The 16,522-nt window shown below is 74.0% G+C and carries 15 protein-coding genes; 1 reads left to right on the plus strand and 14 read right to left on the minus strand.

Annotation, left to right across the window (positions count from 1 at the left end):
* Nucleotides 1-11: 11 nt before the first annotated feature.
* From J1792_RS16680 to J1792_RS16715, 8 genes are all read right to left on the minus strand, one after another.
* A complete protein-coding gene (locus J1792_RS16680) occupies nucleotides 12-431 on the minus strand; it encodes an ATP-binding protein (RefSeq protein ID WP_207247590.1) in 420 nt (139 codons plus the stop codon).
* A gap of 127 nt (nucleotides 432-558) precedes the next feature.
* Nucleotides 559-2,259: a thiopeptide-type bacteriocin biosynthesis protein gene (locus J1792_RS16685; RefSeq protein WP_207247591.1), complete on the minus strand. Its 1,701-nt coding sequence runs from the start codon at nucleotides 2,257-2,259 to the stop codon at nucleotides 559-561.
* Between the two features lie 45 nt (nucleotides 2,260-2,304).
* Nucleotides 2,305-4,224, minus strand: a complete 1,920-nt coding sequence (locus J1792_RS16690) for a TOMM precursor leader peptide-binding protein (RefSeq protein ID WP_086573081.1) — start codon at nucleotides 4,222-4,224, stop codon at nucleotides 2,305-2,307.
* Nucleotides 4,221-5,963: a hypothetical protein gene (locus tag J1792_RS16695; RefSeq protein WP_086573079.1), complete on the minus strand. Its 1,743-nt coding sequence runs from the start codon at nucleotides 5,961-5,963 to the stop codon at nucleotides 4,221-4,223. Before J1792_RS16695 ends, J1792_RS16690 begins: the two co-directional genes overlap by 4 nt.
* Nucleotides 5,960-7,108, minus strand: a complete 1,149-nt coding sequence (locus J1792_RS16700; protein WP_207247592.1) for a lantibiotic dehydratase C-terminal domain-containing protein — start codon at nucleotides 7,106-7,108, stop codon at nucleotides 5,960-5,962. Before J1792_RS16700 ends, J1792_RS16695 begins: the two co-directional genes overlap by 4 nt.
* Before the next feature lie 29 nt (nucleotides 7,109-7,137).
* A complete protein-coding gene (locus J1792_RS16705) occupies nucleotides 7,138-9,876 on the minus strand; it encodes a lantibiotic dehydratase (RefSeq protein ID WP_207247593.1) in 2,739 nt (912 codons plus the stop codon).
* Between the two features lie 129 nt (nucleotides 9,877-10,005).
* Complete coding sequence (locus tag J1792_RS16710; RefSeq protein ID WP_086573075.1) at nucleotides 10,006-10,188, minus strand: thiazolylpeptide-type bacteriocin; 183 nt, start codon at nucleotides 10,186-10,188, stop codon at nucleotides 10,006-10,008.
* Nucleotides 10,189-10,270: 82 nt separating this feature from the next.
* Nucleotides 10,271-10,465, minus strand: a complete 195-nt coding sequence (locus J1792_RS16715) for a thiazolylpeptide-type bacteriocin (RefSeq protein ID WP_086573073.1) — start codon at nucleotides 10,463-10,465, stop codon at nucleotides 10,271-10,273.
* A gap of 560 nt (nucleotides 10,466-11,025) precedes the next feature.
* Between J1792_RS16715 and J1792_RS16720 the strand changes: the two genes are divergently transcribed.
* Nucleotides 11,026-12,075 carry a helix-turn-helix domain-containing protein gene (locus J1792_RS16720; protein ID WP_086573072.1) on the plus strand — a complete coding sequence of 350 codons (1,050 nt, stop codon included), beginning with the start codon at nucleotides 11,026-11,028 and terminating at the stop codon, nucleotides 12,073-12,075.
* 69 nt (nucleotides 12,076-12,144) lie between these two features.
* Here J1792_RS16720 and J1792_RS16725 read toward each other — a convergent pair whose 3' ends face one another.
* The 6 genes from J1792_RS16725 to J1792_RS16750 form a co-directional block, all read right to left on the minus strand.
* Nucleotides 12,145-13,110, minus strand: a complete 966-nt coding sequence (locus J1792_RS16725) for a hypothetical protein (protein WP_207247594.1) — start codon at nucleotides 13,108-13,110, stop codon at nucleotides 12,145-12,147.
* Between the two features lie 64 nt (nucleotides 13,111-13,174).
* The gene (locus J1792_RS16730) at nucleotides 13,175-13,564 is read right to left on the minus strand and encodes an NUDIX hydrolase (protein ID WP_086573068.1); all 390 of its coding nucleotides are present in this window, start codon (nucleotides 13,562-13,564) and stop codon (nucleotides 13,175-13,177) included.
* Complete coding sequence (gene upp, locus J1792_RS16735) at nucleotides 13,561-14,331, minus strand: uracil phosphoribosyltransferase (RefSeq protein ID WP_086573067.1); 771 nt, start codon at nucleotides 14,329-14,331, stop codon at nucleotides 13,561-13,563. Before upp ends, J1792_RS16730 begins: the two co-directional genes overlap by 4 nt.
* Before the next feature lie 41 nt (nucleotides 14,332-14,372).
* Complete coding sequence (locus tag J1792_RS16740; RefSeq protein WP_242705145.1) at nucleotides 14,373-15,608, minus strand: questin oxidase family protein; 1,236 nt, start codon at nucleotides 15,606-15,608, stop codon at nucleotides 14,373-14,375.
* Entirely contained in the window at nucleotides 15,605-16,045 is a 441-nt protein-coding gene (locus J1792_RS16745) for a DMT family transporter (RefSeq protein ID WP_207247595.1), read from the minus strand. The genes J1792_RS16740 and J1792_RS16745 overlap by 4 nt, the downstream gene beginning before the upstream one ends.
* The gene (locus J1792_RS16750; RefSeq protein ID WP_242705146.1) at nucleotides 16,042-16,521 is read right to left on the minus strand and encodes a DMT family transporter; all 480 of its coding nucleotides are present in this window, start codon (nucleotides 16,519-16,521) and stop codon (nucleotides 16,042-16,044) included. Before J1792_RS16750 ends, J1792_RS16745 begins: the two co-directional genes overlap by 4 nt.
* Nucleotide 16,522: the final 1 nt, after the last annotated feature.

A 16,522-nucleotide genomic window follows, 5' to 3' on the forward strand; every position in this document is an offset into this window, starting at 1 on the left:
CCGCGCCCTCGTCAGGACAGGTGCGGGGGCCTCAGCCCCCGGGGCGGCAGGTCGCCGACGGGCAGGCCGTCCCGGGTGGCCGCCTTCGCCGTCGCCCCGACGGCCTCGCGGGCCGACCCCGCCGCGTGGCCGCCGACCCGCTGGACGGCGGTGGTCGTCTTCTTCACCGCCGTACCACCCGTCCGGCCCACCGCGGGTACGGTCTTCTTGACCGCCCTGCTCCCGGCCTCACCGGTCAGCCCGGTCGCCTTCCGGGCGGCTCCGTCCACCGCCGAGCCCAGGCTGCCGGGATCGACGGCGCGCAGTCCGCCGAGGTCGAGAACCGTCGGCAGGTCCGCCGCGTACGCGGCGGCACCCTGCCCGCCGGCACCCGCACCCAGGGCCGCGGCCGCCAGGGCGGCTGTCGCGAGGACTCGTCGCATTCGTCGCATCAGGACTCCTTCGAAGAACGTCGGCGTGAGGGGCTCTCGCGACAAGAACGAGCCGGGGAAGCCTCCGGACACGTCGGCCGTCGTGATGCCCCTCCGCGCTCCGGCGATGCGAGTGACGCCGTCTCGCTCAGCCCCTATCCGCGCGGCGCCCGAGCGGCAGGAGGTACTGGAGAGGCTGGTCCAGGTCCTCCAGGCCGAAGAGTTCGTGGGCCAGGTCGTCGTGGAAGCCGCCCAGCGGGGTTCCGGCCAGGCCCAGGGCCGTGGCCGTGAGGAGGAGGGTCTGGGCCAGGTGGCCGGTCTCCAGGAGGGCCAGGCGCAGGGCGCGCAGGCCGTAGCGCCGCCGCAGCAGGCCCAGGTCGATGTACAGGCCCAGCACGACCGGCGCCCGGTCGACGCCGATCCAGTCGGGGTCCTCCGCCGGGCGGGAGAAGTACGTCGAGAGCGACTTGATCTCCGCGACGGGTGGCACCGGGCCGACGGGGCGCAGGGTCCGGCGTTCGGGCACGCAGTCGTAGGTGCCCGCCGGAAGGCCGGCCACGTCCAGGGCGAGCAGGCGCACGCGGGCCGTGTAGAGCGCGCCCGCGCTCGGGTACGGGCGGTGGACCAGGGACCGGGCCGAGCCGTCCGCGAGGCGCTGCTCGGAGCGGCTGCTCTCGGACAGCGCGTTCCACAGGAGCGTGCCGAGCGAGCCGGCGTCCAGCGGTCCGTCGAGCGGACCGCGTACGGACGCCCGGTCGGCCAGCACGGTGTGCAATGACACGTCCGGCAGGCGGTCCGCCGGAAGGGGAACCTCCGGCGGACTCTCCCCAGCAGAGGCAGCCGCAGCGGCAGCAGCCGGCGCCGGCAACGGCCGCAGCGCCGTGTCCTCGTTGCGCCCGATCTGGAACTTGCTGCGCTCCAGATACCGCAGGTCGGGCGCGCTGTGCCCGTCGGGGAAGAACGACGGCGGCTCGCCCGCGTCCAGCAGCGTCCGGGCGGCGAGCCGGCACACCGCGCGTTCCTCGTCCGGGGTGATGCCGAGCCGGTTGAAGAGCATGTGGAGCTGCGACGCCCAGACCCACTCCACCTCCGCCCCCGCCCCCGCCGCCGCGTCCGCCTCGCCCCGCAGCACCTCGTCGGCGTCCCGTACCCGGCGCACCCACTCCACCAACCAGGGCGCCCCCGCGTCCTCCTCCAGCCCCTCCCGCAGGGTCCGCGCCCGCCGGTCCAGCGCCGCGTGCTGCGTGCCGTACACGGAGTTGACGCGCATGTGCACCGCCGCGCCCGGCAGCAGCGGCACCTCGGTCACCCAGCGCCGGCCCGTCGCCTGCCGCCGCAGCCACCGCGCCGCCGCGAGCCGGTCCATGCCGAGCGCGTACGCCGTGGCATGGGCCAGGTCCGCGGCGAGCGTGAGGCGTCCCGCGCCGGCGGGCATCCGGCGGAGGTCGCGCAGCGCCTCCACCGCCACCCGCGAGGAGACGGCGAAGAGCCGCTCGGCCGTCGGCAGGGCGCGCGGCCCGCCGTAGCGGCGGGTCTCCGGGACGTACGCCACCGCACGGACCTCGCCGTGGTGCGACGGCCACGAACCCGCCACCGCCGGCCGCTCCTTCGCCGCCCGGGCCAGGGCCTCCGGCAGTTCGGCCGCGGCCGCCGCGCCCAGCCCGGCGACCCGTATCCGCAGGTGCGGGCCGTCCTCCCCGTACCGGATGAAGAACCAGCGCGCCGCTTCCCCGGACGCCACCAGCCCGTCGAGGAGCGGAGCCACGTCCTCGGTCAGGAAGCCGTCGGTGTCCTCGGTGCCGGAGTGCAGGAAGAGGTGGAAGCTGTGCCAGGTGTCGGTCGTCGTCACGTGCGGCCCTTGTTCGTCGGATGGGGTCGGCGGGGAAGCCAGCCGTCAGGGGAAGGGATGCGGGTGGATCGCCAGGTCCGCGTAGCGCAGCGGCCGGTCGGTGCGGCCCATCCGGTACGGGACGTCGAGCAGCCGGGGCAGGCCCCTGGTGCGGTGGTTGACGTGGCCGAAGGTCATCGGCAGCGACCCGGGAACGACGACCTTCGCGCAATGCAGGCCGAGCCGGTCGCGTACACCCGGCTCGGTCTGGTCGACGGCGATCACCTCGAGCCCCTCGTCCGCCAGGCGGCCCACGGTCGCCTCGAGCAGGGCGGCGAGGTCGGCCACGGGCTCCGGCGCCCCGGGCCACGCCTCGACGACCGTGCGACGCGGCGTGTCGGCGAACAGGAACTCCACCCGGCCGGCCGCCTCGGGAAGGGTGCTCAGGCCCACATGGTCATCGAGGGTCAGGACGAGCTCCGGCCGGTCCAGCATCGGGCGGAGCCGCTCGGGATCGTGCGGGCGGCCGTCGGCGAAGGCGCGGTGCGCGGACTCCAGGACGTTGGTGACGACCTCGGCGACCGCCGAACGGATCGCCGTGCGCGGGTCGTGGTGGGCCCCGGCCGCCAGGAACATCCGGGGCGCCCGCGGGTGGGAGCCCTCGTAGCGGCAGACGGCCACGACCGCCGGGATGCCGAAGTCGTTCGTCGCGTCGAGGAGGACGAGCCGGTAGCCGGCCGTGGCCGCCCGGTCGGCGAGCAGGGCCGTGTCGAGGTCCTCGGGCGGCGGTACGACGCGGGGGAGCGGTGTGGCCGCGTACCACGCCATCAGGAACGCGTCCCGTTCCGCGATCTCGAACAGGCCGTAGAGCGCGGCCTCTTCGAGGCTGTTGCCGAGCCCGCAGCCGTTGGAGGACTCGTACACCACGCGCGGCCGGTCCTGGCCCGGCACGTCCCAGTACGCCGCGTGCTCGGGCACGGCGATCGCCCGGCCCCGGGTCAGCGACCAGCCGTGCACCCAGTCCAGTTCCAGGTCGGGGGTGTACGGGACGGACCGCGACGCCGGATGGCCGTGGTAGGCGGGGTCGGGCAGGCCGAGCCGCTCCGGGTCCACCGCCCGGTCGGGCCCCAGCGCGGCGAAGGACGCGCGCAGCGCGGTGCGCCGGCCGGCGGGGCGCATGCCCGCGTACCGTTCGACGCTCTCGAAGAGCGCCACCCGCTCGCTGTCGGCGAAGTCGCCGGCGCGGCCGTATCCGCCGTCGTCCAGCGGCCGTCCGTCGGTCACGAGCGCCGTCGTCAGGCAGAAGGCGGAGTCCTCCGACCGGAACAGCCCGCGCACCGGGCCGAACCGCTCGTCGTGCAGGGCCGCGCGCAGATCCGCGTTGCCGGTACGGGCGTTGGCGCCGCGCAGCCGCGTCGGGTCGGGCAACGGGCGGGGGCCGGACGGCAGGGCCGCGACCGCCTCCGCGGAGTCCGGCGGCAGGGGCCGGCACACCGCACAGCCGCCGACCGGGCGGATGTGATGGGTGGACCAGGTGGCGCGTGCGGTGTGCACGACGTACACCGTGGCCGTCTCCGCCGGAGCGGATCCGGCCGTCTCGGTCCGGGCGGCTTCCAGGAGATCCATCGCGAGGGCGCCGATCGCCTCGCCCAGCGCGGGGGAGAGCACCCCGGCCAGCGCGAGCGCCGGGCTCTGCCACGGCACGCGGCCGCCGGTCGTGGCCAGGCGCTGGTACTCCGCACACGACAGACAGGCGGCCGCGCCCGCCCGCAGCACGGGCCCGACCACGGCCAGCGCCCCGTCGAAGCGCACCGGAACCAGATCCACCGGGTGCGCGAGCGCATGGCGGCTCAGCCGCTCGGCGAGCTCCAGCGTCCATCGCGTCAGCAGGACGACGGCCGGGCCCGCCGTGGCCGCCGACGCGGACTCGGCGTCGAGCACGGGCACGGGCAGGGAGCCGAGGAGAGGGGGTACGGCCGGTGTCATCGTTCGCCCTCCTCGGCGGTCAGTACGGTGAAGCCGAACGCGCGCAGCAGTGCGACGAGTTCATGGTGCTGCGTCGCCGTCTCGTCGGCGCGCAGTCCGGTCGGCCCGGTCAGCCGGTGCAGGGCGGTGTGCAGCGTGGGCTCGCGCCGGGCCACGTCCGCCAGCCAGCCGGTGGTCCAGCCGTTGTCCTCCCAGGCGGCCGCGCGCGCGTCCACGGTGGCCAGGGCGGCCGCGGAGCCGTCCGACCCGCAGGGATACCGGACGGTCAGCTCCTCGCCCGCCGCGCTGAGGGCGGCGACGGCCGAGAGCGCGGCGAACGCGGCGGCGTCCCCGGGGGTCGCCTCGACGGCCCGCCCGAGGACCTGTCCGAAGTCCTGCCCGACGTCCTGCCCGGCGTTGTGGACGACGGCGTGGTACACGTCCTCGTCCGGACGCACCCGGAACACCTCCAGGCGGGCGCGGACTCCCTGGCGTACGGTCAGGGCCGTCCACCAGTGGCGGGCCTGCGGGTGGCCGAACCAGAGTGCCGAGGGCAGCGGGGTGTCGCCCGGGGCGGGCGCGGTCGTACGGGCGGCGGCACGGCGCAGCGCCCGGCCCCAGGCCTGCGACGGGGTCGCCCCCACCGCCCGGCACGCCCCGCCCAGCCGGACCTCGGCCGCCCGGCAGAACGCGTCGAGCCGTGCCAGGTCCAGGCGCGGCGCACCGGCGAGCACGGTGCCGTCCGGCAGGTCGCAGGCGGCGAGCGGTACGGGCAACTGCCGCAGGTCTCCCGGCAGCGGCGCGGGGAGCACCCCGGTCCGCTCGTCGCCCAGCGCCGACACCCGCCCCAGCGCCTCGGTCAGGGTGCGAGCGGGATCGAGGGTCACCCGGCGGTCCGCGTCGAGCCGGTCGGGCCCGAGCCACGTGCGGTAGTCGGCCCGCAGCGGTCGTACGCCCGCCACCAGCACGGCGGGCAGCCCGGGCAGCAGCCGCTGGTCGTCCCCCTCGCTCGCGGGGTCCGGCAGCCCGCCGACCGCGCACAGCAGCCGGTGGGCCGCGGACCCGGCGAGCAGCGAGGCGAAGACGCCTGAGGACGATGACTGCGCGCCGGATGACAGCCGCGCGGCCAGCGCCGCCGCGTCGGCCCGGACCTGCTCCGGGCTGCCCGGGGCCGTGACGTATCCGGCGTCGCCGCACACTCCGGCGGCGACCGCCCACCGCTCGTCCTCCCCGGCGCACAGGAGGACCGCGCCGGCGGGCAAGGCCCTCCCGGCGGCGTACGAGACGGAGGCGCCGCCCTGTGACAGCGCCCGTCCCGCCGCCTCGGCCAGCGGGCCGCCGGGGGCGCCGGCCAGGACCTGGACCCACGCCGCCGCGATCGCCGACGCCGCCTCGACGGGCCGCTCGGCCGTCGCCGCCACCCAGTCCGGGGTGGGATCGGCGGGTGCCTCCACGATCAGGTCGTGCGCGCGCAGCTGTGCGATCAGCGTGTCCAGTGCCTTCCGCACGGAGGATCCGGCCTCCGCCTGCCGCAGCAGCTCGGTGGACTCGCCCGTGCGCAGCGGCTCTTCGAGCAGCCGCCACAGGGAGGGCAGCGCGGTGCTGCCCTCCAGGGTGACGCTGCCGCGCCTGCCTCGCAGGTGAAGCCCGTTGCGCAGGAGCGTCACGGCGAATCCGGGGCGCAGCCGCCAGGCGGTCACCGGCCCGGGCTGGGGCACGGACTCGGGCACGGACCCGGGCTCGGGGGCGTCCGGCGTCATGATCTTCCCTCCACCGCGTCGATGACCGCGCCCACCTGGGCCCGCCAGTCGCAGCCGGTCAGGGGCGGGACCGTGCGGACGACCAGGGAGGCGGCGAGATAGCGTTCCAGTGGCCGGATGTCGCAGATCGCGAAGAGCCGGTACAGGGCGTTGGTGCACGCGCGGTACACCAGGTAGTCGGGGCGGTTCCACATCGTGCCCCGCGGGTCGGAGCGGCGCAGGAGCCGGTGGAACTCGCTGTACCGGGTGCGGATGTCCTGGTTCCAGCGTTCCATCGCGTCCGCGTCCCCGGTGGCGGCCGCCCGCTCGCGGTACTCGAGCGGGAGGCCGTGCAGATCGGCCCCGGCGTCGTAGCGGCTCTGCGCGAGCCGCCAGGCGCCGGCCGACCACTCGGCCCACTCCCGTTCCCAACCGTGCGAACCGCCGTCGGCGATCCGGCCGACGAGGCCGGTCACCGCCTCGCCCGCGCTGTCCCACCGGCGTGCGAAGCCCTCGCGCAGCCGCCCGTCCGGGTCGTCGTGGACCAGGAAGTCCTCGAGATGCGAGACGTACGAGTAGTGGCCGCCCGCGAGTCCTCCGGGGTGGGCGGAGGCGTGCGCGGCGAGCGAGGCCACGGCGAGCTGCATCCGCGCCTGGGCGCTGTCGTCGTGCGCGCCGAGGAACCCGGCACCCGCCCCCAGCGCGCTCAGACCCGCGCGCAGCAGGTCGTCGCGCAGGGCCATGCCGTCGGCGCCGAGAAGGCCGAGCGGCGAGGAGAGGTCGGCCGGTTCGATCCGTACCGTGTTGTCCGCCACGATCGGGCCGTAGGGCGGGGCGATGAGCTCCGCGCGCCCGGCCTCGGCGGCCCGGTCGAGCAACTCGGCCTCGGTGAGGTCGCCGACGGAGGGGTGCGCACCGATCCAGTCGCGCAGCACGCGGGCGGCGTCCTCGGCGGCCGGCTCGACCCGTTCCGCCGGGCCGTGGAGACGGAGCCGCAGGTGGGGACCGTGCAGCCAGTGCCGTTCGACATGGGCGGCCAGGCCTTGCGCCGCGCACGACGCGGCGAGCGGCAGCAGGGCCTCGCGCAGCAGCGGCGCCTTGACCGGCTGGTGGTAGTACGCGACCACGTCGCGGACGACGGCGTCGTGGGGGTCGGCTCCGGGCACGGCGGGTTCCTCGGCTCTCCGGTTGCGGGTCATCGGGGCCGTCCGGCCCGGTAGGTCTCCACGACGAGCTCCACCGCCCGGGCCGGCGCGGCGAGCCCGCCGGGCGCGGGCAGCGCCTCCTCGAACACCACGCCGTCGGGGTGGCGGGCCAGCCACTTGGCCAGACAGCGCAGGTGGAGTGCGTTGCCGAGGTCCACGAACTGCGGCTTGGGACGGCGCAGGTGGGTCAGGAAGTCCTCGGCCGCATGCCCGGTCGGGGCGGTGGCGACGGGATGCAGGAAGAGCTGTTCGGGCAGGTCGAGCAGCGCGCGCCAGCGGGCCGTGGCCTCCGCCGGTACTCCCTGGGCGGCGGCCAGTTCCGTACGCAGCGCGTCGGCGACGCCGGGCGGCAGCAGCCAGCGGCGGCGTCGCAGGACGACATGGCGGTGGCGGAGCCTGGGCGTACGCACCACCCGGCCGCCCGGGGCCGGGAGGGTGTACCGGGGCACCAGCGAGCCGAAGTCGACGACTCCGTGGGGCTGGTCGCCGAGGGCGGCGCCGATCCGGCGCGGCAGCATGATGGGCGCGAGGAAGCCCGGGTACAGCACGTCGAGCGCTTCGCCGGTGGACCGCAGCCGCAACCGCACCTGGTCGGTGGCCTCGTCGTGGACGAGTTCCACGTCGGGTTCGCCGATCGACGCGGTGTGGCGGTCGGGTCCGAGCTCGTCCGGGACGAGCAGCGGGTGGAGATTGGCGTTGAACCCGCCGACCGGGCGGATCTGCGCGGCCCGCGCGTCCGCGCCCAGGCCGCGGCGGATCTGCCGGGCCACCTCGTCGGCGGCCCGCGGCTCGAGGGTGTCCAGGAACCTGCTGGTGAACCGGCCCCAGCCGCTGTAGACGCGGTTCACGCACAGCATGCCGCCGGCCGGGTCGCGCTGGAGGAAGAAGGAGTAGGAGAGCGGGCGTTCCAGGGCCCAGCGCGGCAGCCGCTCGCCCAGGCCCTTGACGAGGTCCGGGGGCAGGACGACGTCGTCGGCGCCGGTCGGTTCGTGGGGGGCGACCGCTTCCGGAACGGCGTCTTCCCGGACGGCGCCTTCTCGGAGGGCGTCGGCGAGCTCCCGGCGAAGAGCCGCCTGCTCCGCGGCGCCGGTGGGGAAGCCGGCCCGGTCCGCGGGGGCCAGGGCCGCGAGCCGGCCGGCCTTCTCCCATGCCTCGGCGATGTCGTCGCCGAACTCCCACGGGTGGCGGCAGCGGCCCCCGCTGCCGTACCGCTCGACGAAGCGGTCGCGCACGACACGGCGCATGAGATGGCCGAGGTCGAAGAGTTCGGCCAGCGCGGTGACCTCGCCGAGCGCCTCGTGGTCGGCGCCGTCCAGGAAGCCGTCGAGCCGCAGCGGGCGTGGTGCGACGACGTCCTCGGACAGGACGTTGAGCGGGGCGGCGCCGGCCGGGACCGCGCGGCCGGCGTCGGCGAGCAGGGTGGACCAGCGCCATGAGAGGTCGGCGAGGAGGGCGGGGCGCTCGTCGGCGGGGGCGGATGCGAAGCCGGCCGTCAGGCGGGCGATCTCGTCGAGGCGCCCGGCCAGTGCCCGGTCGTGTCCACCGCCGACCTCCTGCTCCTGGTCGTCGGTGTGACGCTCGCCGTGCGCTCCGCCGAGCGTGCGCAACCAATCGGCGAGCCGGCCCAGCGGGTCGTCCTCCTGCGGCCGGACCGGATCGACGGGTACGAGCAGACCCGCCTGGACGAGGCGGTCGAGGAAGGCCCGGGCCGCCGCGCGGCCGTCGTCCGTGCCGGGCAGGGCGGCGGCGAGAGCGTCCGTCAGCTCGTCGAGTCCGACCGGACTCTCGGCCCGCTCGGTCACCAGCCGCAGGGGGCCGCTCGCGGCAAGCTCCGCCTCGTCCTCGTCGACGACGAGGTAGCGGCCTCCGGCGAAGGCGGCCCGGCCGCGCGAGTACGCCGCCCGGCCGTCGGCGATCCGTGCGGTGCTGGTGATGCGGTGGGGGAGTCCGGCGCGGCGGTGCGGAGCGTCGAGGAGGGCGGCGGTCAGCGCGGCCGTCAGGGTGCGGTTGACCTTGACCGTCGACGTCAACGGGCCGTCGAGGAGGTCGGCTTCACCCCATGACGGTACGTGCCGGTGCGCGGTGGAGGGCTGCCGTAGCGGGCCCCAGCCGACCGCCGTGAACCACGACAGCGGGCTGGTCTTGGTGCTGGCCCGCAGGGCGTAGCGCAGCACGTTGGGTTCTTCCTTGCGCGCTCTGCGGTCGTCCGCGCCGGTGCCGGCGCGGTGCACGGCCCGGAGCAGGTCGGTGCTGGTGAGCGCGACGGCCCGGGCGAGGGCGGGCTCCCGGCACAGGGCGGCGAGCGCGCTGCGTTCGGCTTCGAGGGCCCGGCCGGCGGCGTGGTCGAGCTCGGCGAGGAGCGCGTCGCGGCGGTCCCTCAGGGCGAGCCAGGTCGCGAGCCGGGGTACGCGCCGGGGAAGGTCGCCGAGGCGCTCGAGTACCGCGGGGCGTGGCGCGCGGCCGTTGTGCAGGGCGCGGCGCAGGGGGAGGACGACGTCCCGGTGGAAGGCGTCCGGGTGGCCGTCCCGGGCGGCGTACAGGTCGTCGCAGAGCGGGCCGGTGAGCTCCAGCAGCTCGCCGTCCAGCGTGGTCAGACGGGCGAGTGACGCGCGGAAGTCCGCCGCGGCCGGGCTCTGCGCCGGGTACGCGAGGACGGTCGCGCGCGTGAGCGCGTGCGGTGCGGACCGCACGAGGTGGCCGACGGGTTCGGCGCCCGCGGAGTACGGCATTCGGGTCGCCGTCCCTTTCGTAAGGCCTGTACCTGCCGCGGGCCGTCCCGTGGTGCGGTGGGCGCGGCCCGCGGCGGGCGTCATGGAATCGAGTGCCTCCGGGTACGCGTCACAGGACGCGTTCCCGGACTACTGCGGGAGGTGCGGCAACTGCGGGGTCGCGCACGACGACGAACCGCAGGAACAGGAGCTGCCGCCGTTGGAGGCGCCGCCCTCGGGGAGCGCGATCGTGTCGCGCATCGAGGTGACGGTGAGCTCACCGAGGTCGAGGTCCTCGAGCTCGAAGCCGAGGGCGCCCGTGGTGTCGGACATGGGGTTCTCCCTTGCCGGTCTGCTGACGGACGAGTGAGGGACGGACGGCGTCCGGTGGACGCCGTCCGTGGTGTGACCGAGGTCAGCCCAGGTCGGGCATACCGGTCTCGAGCTGCGGGTGTGCGCAGGACGAGGAGGCCTGGCAGGAGCAGGAACCCCACGACGCGCCGCCCTCGGGAAGCGCGGCGGTGTCGCGCATCGAGGTGACGGTGAGCTCGCTGAGGTCCAGCTCCAGGTCCTGGAGGGCGAAGTCGGTGTTACGGGCCAGGTCGGACATGCTTATCCCCTTGATGTGGAGGCGAAGGCCGAAAAGTGCACTGAATGGATGTGCTGAATGGAACCTGGCGGTCCGCCGAGAGTGCGTCACATGGCCCGAAGTCATGCCAGTGATGCCCGGTGACCGAAAGTGATCACAACGTTGCGGGCATGACTATAGGGCTGTCACCAGGCGGATTGTGTTGGATCATTTCGTGATTGGCCGGAACATTGCGTTGGCTTATTTGCGATGGGTACGCAAATCCGGCTGCCCGTACGGGAGTTGGCTCTGAAGAGCCTTGCGGGGCCGTCCCCGGCGGCCGGGCGCCGGCCGGGCCCTTCCGCGAGCCGGCCGGGGCGCAAGGCCGTGACGCACGTCCTGCCGGCCGCGCGTTGGTGCCGCCCCCCGAAGCGGCACCAACGCGTCCCCCGTGGTGTGCGCTACCGATCCTGTCCGAGCGGACCGGGGGCGTCGTTGGCTTCCAGCGCATGCTTCTTGGCGTGGAACGCACTGTCGGCCCCTGATGCCCCTGCACTTTGCTAACTGTCTTGAATCAGCATTGGCGACATCCGGGAGCAGGGATGCATTCAATAGTCATCGACACCGTCGAGTTCCCCGTGAACGAACGGCCCGAGGCGTGGGCCGAGACCATGGCGCTGGCGCAGGTGACCCAGCGCGTCAAGTTCCTCGAGACGGCGACCTTCGGGGCCCGGATAGAAATGATGCCGCTGGGCGTCGGGCAGGTGTCCGAGCTCTCCTACGCATCGGTGATCGCACAGCGGACACCCAGGCTCATCAGGCAGTCCGACCCGGAGATGTACCACGTCGCCGTCGTCACGGCCGGAGAGATAGGCATCGAGCAGTACCGGCAGAGTTGCCTGCTCAAGCGCGGCGACATGGGCTTCTTCGACAGCTCCCGGTCATTCGACACGTTCGCCGGCGACACCCCGGGGAAAACGCTCCTCTTCCAGTTCCCCAAAAAGCTCCTGCGGCTTCCGCACGAACGGTTCACCCGCCTGTGCGGGCTCTCCTTGCCGTGGACCGAGGGCGTCGGCCGTCTTTTCGGTCAGTACCTGGTGGGAATGGCGGAGGAATACGTCCATTGCACACCGCAGGACGTCACCCGCCTGGGCGGCACCGCGCTCGACCTGCTGTCGGCCGTGCTGGCGCACCACTTCGAGCGCGACGCCGCCCTCCCCGACATGTCCGCCGCGCCCGGCGAGGCCGGCCGGAACGTAATGTTCCTGCGGATCAGCGCCTTCATCGTCGAGCATCTGCGGGATCCCGCCCTGGGCCCCGAGGCCATCGCCTCGGCCCACCGCATCTCCCTGCGCTATCTGCACCGCATCTTCCAGGAGAACGGCACGACGCCCCGGGCCTTCATCAGGCAGCAACGGCTGGACCGCTGCCGCGGGGACCTGGCCAACCCCGCCCTCGCGCACCTCACCATCCACACCATCGCAGCTCGCTGGGGCTATCCCCAGCCCGACGGCTTCTCCCGCGCCTTCCGTACCGCCACGGGAATGTCCCCCAGCGAATACCGCGCCGCCATGCGCGGTGCCGCTTCTCCCGACGCCGCCCGCCCCGGCGACGACGCGCCGGACCCCGGCGCGCACCCCGCCACGGGCTGACGCCCGGTCACGGGGACGCCGGGGCCCCGCCCGACTCGTCGTCCTGCGCCGGGCCTGCGACGCCGGGCCTCAGTCGAGGGCGACGAGGGTCTCCGCCGCCAGCTCGTGGAGGAAGGCGGGGCACACCCACGCGTCCAGGGGCTCGTCCTCGTGATCCTCCTCGTCCTCCGAGTCCCAGCCGTAGTCCTCGGAGATCTCGGCCCGGCCGCCCGGGCTGCGCAGGAGGTAGCCGACCCGGCTCGTGTGGTCCGGATCGTCGGTGGAGGGATGCTCGCCGGGAGCGTGGGCGCACGGGTCGTCGTCGCCCAGCAACGCGACGGCGGCCTCGACCCCCTTGATCATCGCGTCCGGTACCGAGCGGTCCGTGATCCGCTCCGACGCCGCGTACCAGCAGGTCGCGTTCATGGTCACGAGGTAGCCGGCCAGCACCCCGCGGGTGGGGCGGGCGGGCAGGCTGCCGGCCTCGTCGATCAGGTCCTCGGCCGGATCGCCGTAGGGGTAGTCGTTCACGATGCCCGAGAACGTGCTGATGGCGCTGCGGTGGCCCTCCGGCGCTCCCACGGGGACGCGGCGGACGGTGAACGGGGCGATCACGTCCACCGCGAGCCGGGCCCACCCCGCGACGTTGCGGGGGCACAGTATCCGCTCGGCGTCGACGTCACCGTCGCCCGCCGCGAGCTCGCCGGTCAGCAGCCCGGTGTCGCCCTGCCAGATCTCGTCCTCCAGCGCGCGCATATCGGCCTCGTACGGGTGGTCGTCGTGCGGGCACGGCCGGTCCCCCAGCTCCTGCACCGCGGCGCGCAGGGCGTCGAGGGCGGTGCGCTCGGCCTCCCGCCCGGGACGCCAGGCGAGGTAGCCCGACATGGCCACCAGCCCGGCGACCCACACATGCGCCCGCTCGCCGCCCGGATCGGCGGCGAGCCTGCGGGCGCAGTCCAGGACGAGCGGGTCCGCTTCGTCCGCCGGGGAGGTGTCGCTGACGCGCCGCCAGGCTTCGGCGAGGCGGTCGGGGGTCGGTTCGGTCGTATTGATCATGACCTACAGGACACGGCCGGCCCCGGCGCGGTTCCCGGCGGCGGGCACGGCGCCCGGGCGGGCCTCATTCCCCCTGGCGGGGCCAGACCTGGTCCAGCACGGCCTGGGTCGCCCGGCTCGTGCGGGCCCGGTCGGCCGGCGACAGCCAGGCCACCTCGGCGATCTCGGCCCGGGGGGCCGGGGTGCCGCGGTAGTCGGCCGTGTAGCAGGTCATACGGACCTGCGTGCCGGCCGACGCCCCGTGGGCGGGGGCCTGGACGGTGAACGCCGGGGTGATCGTCTCGGGGAGGAGGTCGACGCCGAGCTCCTCCCGGATCTCCCGGATCAGGGCCTGGTGGGCGCTTTCCCCCGGCTCGGGCTTGCCGCCCGGCAGGTAGTAGGCGTCCTTGCCCCGTGAACGCGCGGCGAGGACCCGGCCGTTCTCCAGCCGGATCCACGCGACCTTCTCGATCACCGCAGGCCGATGTCGGTGCCGAAGTACCGGTCGCCGAAGTCGCCGATGCCGGGAATCATGTACGCGTTCTCGTTGAGCCGTTCCTCGATGGAGGAGGTCACGATGCGCACCTTCGGGAAGCGCCGGCAGACGGCGTCGATGCCCTCGGGAACGGTGATCAGGTTGACGAAGACGATGTTCTCCTCGGCGACGCCCTTGTCGAGGAGGAGGCGGATCGTGGCGACCGCCGTGCCGCCGGTGGCGAGCATCGGCTCCATCAGGAGGACGTGTCCCTCGGTGATGTCGGCCGGGAGCGAGGTGTAGTAGAGGTGGGGCTGCTTGGTCTCCTTGTCCCGCTGCATGAGGATCTTGCCGATGCGGACGTCCGGGAGGACGGCGCGCAGCTCGCCCTCCATGCTCTCGCCGGCCCGCACCACGGACACGCCGCAGACGGGGGAGGCCGGGCGCAGGCCCTCGTACGTCGCCCCGACGGGGGTGGTGACGTCGTGCCGCTCGTACGGCAGGAGGTCGAGTCCCGCTTTGATCAGCATGCGGATGACGAGGTCGGAGGCGTGGAGGAACGCGTCGCGGCGTGCCCCGCGGTCCCGCATGACGGTGTGCAGGGCCCGCAGCCGCGGGGTCTGGGGCAGCAGGTGGACACTGCTGCCGAGGTAGGCGTCGATGTCGAAGGACGACGCGTCGAAGGACGGCTGGTCGGTCGACGGCTCGTCGGTGGACGGCTGGTCGGTCGACGGCTCGTCGGTGGACGGCTGTGCGATGGTCGGCATGGAGGCCGGTCTCCCAAGGCTCGAGGGGTCTGCGCGAAGAGTCACTCGGTGGGCGGTTCTTCGAAGGACGGCGGCAGGGCGGGCGTGGCCGTGAACTGCGCGGCCGCGTGGCGGTAGACGGACCTGCCCGAGGTCCGCTCCCACAGCAGCCGCATGACGTACACGAGCTTGGAGTTGTGCTCCTCCTCCTCTTCGAAGGAACGGGCGACCGTCAGCCGCCAGTCGGCGGCCCAGACGTCGCGGTCGCCCGCGTCGACCGCCTCGCCGAACGCGGAGTGCAGGGCCTTGAGCTTGCTCTCCCCGGGGAAGTCCGCGAGGGCGAAGACCACGCCGAGCATGCCGGTCCAGAAGCAGGTGACGGCGTACCGCCGCAGGTCCTCGGGCAGCCGGTCGGCGATCTGCTCCATCGCGTGCAGCGACGTGAGCAGATGCAGCAGGACGAAGTCGCCCGGCCGGGAGAGGTACAGCAGGGTCACCGCGTAGTACAGCTGCTCCCAGCTGGTGGCCACGGGCTGCCCGGCGATCCATGCCGGGATGTCGTCGATCAGCGGGTGCCCTTCGGCGAGCATCCTGGCGTTGCGGTACTGAAGCCCCGACCGGGCGAGTTCGGGGTGGATGCCGGCGGGCAGCTCCCCGTCGGGGACGGTGCCGATCTCCCGCGCCCAGTCGCGCAGCGCGTCGCGGTCGTCGTCCCAGGCGCCCGCGACGCGGAACAGGGAGTCCAGGGGCGAGGCGTCCGCCGGGCCGTCGGCGGGCGCGGAGACCCGCTCGGGGTGGCAGGAGACGTACGAGAACACCATGTACGCCAGTCCCTCGATGGTCATCCACCGGTTGCCCGCGTCCAGCGCCCACCCCAGGTGGATGGTGGCGTGGGTGAAGGCTCCGACCCAGCCGGGCAGCAGCGTCGGGACGTAGCGCCGCAGCACTTCGTCCATGCCCAGCTCGCGTTCCTGGCGGTCGAAGAACTCGCAGAGGGCGGTGAAGTCGGTGCGCCGGCCGAGGTAGTCCTTCCAGTTGTCCTCCGTGACCAGCGACCTGGCCGGCCTGGCGGGCTCCAGGCCGTAGCCGTAGGTGGTCAGGGTCGCGTAGCCGTCGTAGTAGGCCTTGATGCGCTCCGGGGCCGCTCCGAGACGGGCCAGGGCGACCACGGCGTGCTTGACGTGGTTGCTGAGGTGGCCGTTGAACTCGATGTGGTGGCTCCGGTCGTCCAGCAACTGCTCGACGAGGGGCGAGTGGTGCACGTTCGAGGTCGCTTTCGAGGTCACTTCCGGGTTCACTTCCGGTCTTCCTTCCGGCCACGGGTCTGCGACAGGTAGATGCCGAGGAGCACGACCGCGACCCCCAGGCACCGCAGCCCGGTGGGGGACTCGCCCCCGGCCTGCCAGTCGGTGAGGACGGCCGCGATCATCTGGCCGCTGATCACCAGCAGCGCGGCCTGCATCGCCCCGAGCCGGGGGAACACATAGCTGTTGACCGCCACGAACAGGGCGCCGAAGAAGCCGCCCAGGTACGCGGCCCAGGGGACGGAGGCCCCCCATTCCCACTGGCCGAGCACGACCAGGGCCACGCTGAGGAAGACGAATCCCACGACGTGGTTCCACAGGGACGCCTTGAAGGGGCCGATCGCGGAGCTGAGCCGGCCGTTGAGGGCGCGGCTGGTGCCGATCACGGCGCCGTTGAGGAACGCGAGAAACACATAGAGGAGCACGGTCACGACCCGCCGAAGATGATGAGGGCACTGCCAGCGAGCACGCACAGCGCCACGAGGCCGTCCATGGGCACGATCCGCCGCTTCGGGCTGTCGAAGAGCCCGAAGTGGTCGGAGACGAGCCCGAAGACGATCTGGCCCACGAGCATCATCGCGATCGTGCCCGACAGCGAGAGGCTTCCGTTCACCGTGACGGCGGCCAGAATGACGGTGCAGGCGCCGGGGATGCCGCCGAGGTAGACCCAGCGGGGCACCTGTACCGGCGCGCTCTTCTCCTCCCCGTCCGCGCGCCGCCGCCGGGACAGCCGGGCACCGGTCAGCAGGACGAGGAGGAGCGCCACCACCGCGCCCAGGCCGTGCGCCGTCCAGGAGGCGAAGGTGGGTGTGGTGTGCTCGGCCAGCAGGCTGTTGTAGTGGATCATGAGGGCGAGCAGGGCACCGGCCGCGATGCCCAGGACCCAGTCGGTGGAACGTCCGAACACG

This window comes from Streptomyces triculaminicus (assembly GCF_017349075.1).
Lineage (GTDB): Bacteria > Actinomycetota > Actinomycetes > Streptomycetales > Streptomycetaceae > Streptomyces > Streptomyces triculaminicus.